The organism is Gardnerella sp. 26-12 (assembly GCF_001660745.1).
Classification (GTDB): Bacteria; Actinomycetota; Actinomycetes; order Actinomycetales; family Bifidobacteriaceae; genus Bifidobacterium; species Bifidobacterium swidsinskii.
The window spans coordinates 1-4,334 of record NZ_LWSR01000117.1; the positions used below are offsets into that span (position 1 = coordinate 1).

At 41.2% G+C, this 4,334-nt stretch carries 2 protein-coding genes; both read right to left on the reverse strand.

All coding sequences use genetic code 11. The annotated features are described in order from the left end of the window. Nucleotides 1–62: 62 nt before the first annotated feature. Nucleotides 63–1,541: an FAD-dependent oxidoreductase gene (locus tag A5295_RS05555; RefSeq protein ID WP_064622088.1), complete on the reverse strand. Its 1,479-nt coding sequence runs from the start codon at nt 1,539–1,541 to the stop codon at nt 63–65. A 292-nt stretch (nt 1,542–1,833) separates the two neighbouring features. Continuing rightward, complete coding sequence (locus tag A5295_RS05560; RefSeq protein ID WP_064622090.1) at nt 1,834–4,065, reverse strand: heavy metal translocating P-type ATPase; 2,232 nt, start codon at nt 4,063–4,065, stop codon at nt 1,834–1,836. Between the last annotated feature and the right edge of the window lie 269 nt (nt 4,066–4,334).

Here is a 4,334-nt window from a genome sequence, read left to right on the forward strand (position 1 = left end):
GCGTCAGATGTGTATAAGAGACAGCTTAAATACTAAGTAATATTTTCAGTTTATTTAGGGCATTATTTGCTACCTAAAGCAATATTTACAAGTTCAGAAGCTGAAACAACTTTCTTTCGAGTTCTCTGCTCATTGGCTCCAAGTTCACGCTCATAAGAGTCAACTCGCTTCCAACCGGCGTAATCAATTGGTTTAATGCCCTTTTCTGCCAATAATTTATCTATAGAATTTTCATCGCGATCAGGTGCGATTCGCCCAGCATTGCCAGCTTTAGATAAATCTTCAAGCATATTATTAACAATCAAAAGAGCATCAGATTTTGTAGAACCGATTAATCCTACCGGCCCACGCTTAGCCCAGCCAGTTGCATACAATCGCTCACGAACTTCGCCATTTTCCACAGACTCCACTAAGCGCCCATCAATATTTGCAAGCAAAGTACGCTTTTCGTCGTAAGCAATACCTGCAACTTCTGCAGGATGGTAGCCAATGGCATGGTATACAGCTTGAACGGCGTATTCCTCGAACTCTCCAGTACGAGTCATTTTGCCATCGGCGCTTGTAGTCGTGCGCTCAACTCGTATTGCTTTCACATGTCCATCTTCACCAAGAATTTCTACCGGCGCACAGTTGAAGTGGATAATATAGCGTTTGTTGGCTGGCTTCCCCTCAAAATCAACGTTTCCGCCATCTTCCATGTCTTCAGCCATATCGCGAATAGCGAAAAGCTCCTCAACCATTTGACGCGTGAGCTTATCGTTACCGGCTACTTCAATAGTCTCATCGTCAAGTTCAAAATCATCCTCATTAATAACAATTTGCACTCCGGATAACTTTTCCATTTCGCGCAATTCTTGAACAGAGAATTTTGCTTGGGCAACTCCACGACGAATAAATAAATGCAAGGTTTGGGTTTTATTTTTTTGCAATCCCTCATACACGTCATCTGGAATATCCGTATGAGCGCGCAAATAATCAGGATCTCGTAAAAGCTCACGAGCAACATCCATTGCCACATTTCCGCCACCAATAACAGCTACTTCCTTGGCTTCAAGCGGCCATTCTCGATTGCTAGTTGGGTATCCATCGTACCATTCTACGAATTTTGCAGCTCCGTACACTCCGTCTAAATCGGCACCTGGAACTCCTCGAAGAGGCCTATCTTTCACAGCACCCGTTGCAAATAACACAGCATCATATCTATGAAGTAAATCTTCTAATGCAATATCTTTACCAAATTCAACATTTGCATAAAGATGAATATTTGGATTATCAAGCGTCTTTTCAAGCGCATCCGCAATAAATTTGATACTTGGATGGTCAGGAGCTACTCCGTAACGCACTAAGCCGAAAGGCACTGGCAATTTTTCAAAAAGATCAATGCGAGCGCTAGAGCCTAATCCCAATTCTTCTCCACGCTTTGCAATCTGACGTAAGAAGATATCGGAAGAGTACACTCCTGCAGGGCCTGCTCCTATTACAGCAATACGCAGTTGAGATGTTTCTTGTGAAACATTTTCGTTTAAGTTATTTTTTTCCATTATTATCCCCATATTGAACTGTATTATACGGCACTTTTCGCCGTTTTCGCGCTATTTAGCGCGGCCTACAAGCATAGGTTGCCTCAATCACTCAGCAGCGTAACTGTAAAGCGTTTATATGTAATTCTTCGCCAGAAATAAGTTACGTACAAGCTTGAGCCGTTACCGTTTGCAGCTAACTCGTATGCTTTCATAATTAGACTAGCGCATTACTTCGTCTTACAACATACTCAAACGAATATTATTAAAGATGTCGTAATGAATATCGTAAAAATATTGCCAAAAAATATTTTTATTTTCGTTCGCGCAATGCTGTTAAAGCCCACATAATAGCAACAACATCAATTGCTTCTTGCATCATTGCGCCAATAACTGCTGGAATAAAACCGAAAGCCGCAAAAATCATACTTATAATTGCTAATCCAATGCCCATCAATACTGACTGAACCATAACGCATTTAGTATGTTTTGCTACTCTTATTGCGCTTGCAACAGAAGAAATATCATTGTTCATAATAACTACCTGTGCGCATTCAGATGCTGCCGTATCTGTGCCATCCGTTACTGCTACGCCAATATCGGCAGCTGCAAGCACTGGAGCATCGTTTACACCATCTCCAACCATCATTGTTACAGTTGAATTTTGCTTATTTTTATACGCATTGTAATTATGTTTTTTTACATGCGCTAATTTATCTTGCGGAAGTAAATCTGCATATATTGTTTCAATTCCAACACTTTTACCAATTGTTGTTGCAGCTTGCAAACTATCGCCAGTAAGAATAGATATTGAGCGTGCACCAAGTGTACACAATGCGTCAATGGTTGATTTCGCGTTATCGCGCGGCACGTCTTTTAATACGATTCTTCCTACCAGCACGCCGTCAAAAGACACGTAGGTTGCCATTTCGTCTGCTGCAAGAGATTTGCCTATAGTTTGATTCGCGTTTTGCTCTGTAACGTACTTGCGTCTGCCTACACGTACTAAAATACCGTCTACAACGCCCTGAATACCCTGACCTGCAGTTTCTTTAACACTGTGCACTACAGGGTATTCTCGCACGCTAGGAAGCTGCGGAACCGACGATGGGTGAGCATTTTCCCACAAGCTTGCTCCCGCTTTAGCAATACCACCTGCAAGTATGTGCTGAGAATACGTCTCTAGAACACCTGCGAGCATTACAATACGATCAGCCTTCTGCGTAGTATCGATTACGTCTACGTTTACAACTTGCGGCTGTTTTACAGTCAACGTGCCAGTTTTGTCAAAAAATACATCTGTTACACGACTTAATTGCTCAAGCACATCCTGACTTTTAACAACAATTCCAAGTTTCGCTAAACGCCCAGTTCCAGCCATGCACGCAACCGGCACCGCAATAAGCAGCGGGCAAGGAGTTGCCAAAACTAGCACTTGCGCAAATCTAAGAGCATCTCCAGAAAAGCCCCAAGCAAAACCAGCAATTACAAAAGACAAAACAGTAAATGGCACAGATAACATGTCTGCAAATCTAACTACTGCAGCTTTAGAAGACCTAGCAGACTCAACAAGCTGCATGATTTTCTGATACTGCGAGTTTTTAGACAGCTTTGTTACGCGCATAATAAGCACAACTCCACCGTTTACACAGCCTGAAAGCACTGCAGCTCCCGCATAGACTTCTCTAGGAACGGATTCTCCGTTAATAGCACTTGTGTCTAAAATTGCAGAACCGCTTAACAGCTCACCATCAACTGGCACAGTTTCGCCAGGAAGCACAATAATTACGTTTCCAATATTTAATTCATCAACTGGAACCGTTTTGTAACGCTGCAAATTTGAGGAGATTTCGCCGTCTGTAGACGCTTGCAAAAATGGACAAATATTGTGTTTATAGTCGCAATTTTGCTCGCTAATATTAGATTGCTTAGAATTAGCGGCATCCACTTTTCTGAATTCAGCATGCCGGCACAGAACACACGAGCTAGGCTTGCACTGATTTTCACTCAAACATGGCGGTTCGTATGATTCATCATTTGCTTGATTATTATCCATTTCATGCTCAATACCTGGCAAAGTCATAAGATGAGCAGTTTTTGGAGCTGCGCTTACTAAAAGAGACAGATTGCGCTGGGCTTTCATATGCGCAAAATCTTCAATTGCCTCTCCCGTCCAAACCATTACAACAATCAAATAGCTTGCCCAAAACTCACCAATACAAAGCGTTGCAAGTAATGCAACAAAAGCTAGCAAATCAATGCCTAAAGTTCCGCGCAATAAATTTTTAATCATGTTGCGCAAAGAAATAAGGCTGGTATACAAAACGAGAATAGCGATAATAGTTTTCCCGATACTAAGACTTATGGAAATATCGCAACCAAGATTTAAGAAATCAAAGATTTGCTGCGAAAGATTAGATATTTGCTCACAGAAAGTAGTTAATATAGGCAAATTATACGAGTACAAAGCCACAATAAACGGAAAAGCAAGAATTACGACTGTTAATTGAGGTGCACGACGGCAATATGCTAAAAGTTTACGCATACACTTTCCTTACGCTGATCAGGTTAACCGCTTAAGACGCTGCCAACACACGATTTCACGCCTTGTTAACCCATTGAGAGCAGATTTGATTTAGCTGCGCTCAATACACGGCGTAAAGATATTCATGTTTATTTATATGTGATTAGTATACCAATAGGCCTTGATGAGAAGCATTCTCATGTAAATATTATGCTTCCAAAAAAGCACCATAATGAGTTCCAACAATTACTAATTGTACTATTTGAATTATTAAATTAATAAGTTTATGC

What these genes read in the sequence shown, in the direction of transcription:
- A5295_RS05560 (WP_064622090.1), bottom strand. Translation starts at nt 4,065, where the DNA reads ATGCGTAAACTTTTAGCATATTGCCGTCGTGCACCTCAATTAACAGTC.
- A5295_RS05555 (WP_064622088.1), bottom strand. Translation starts at nt 1,541, where the DNA reads ATGGAAAAAAATAACTTAAACGAAAATGTTTCACAAGAAACATCTCAA.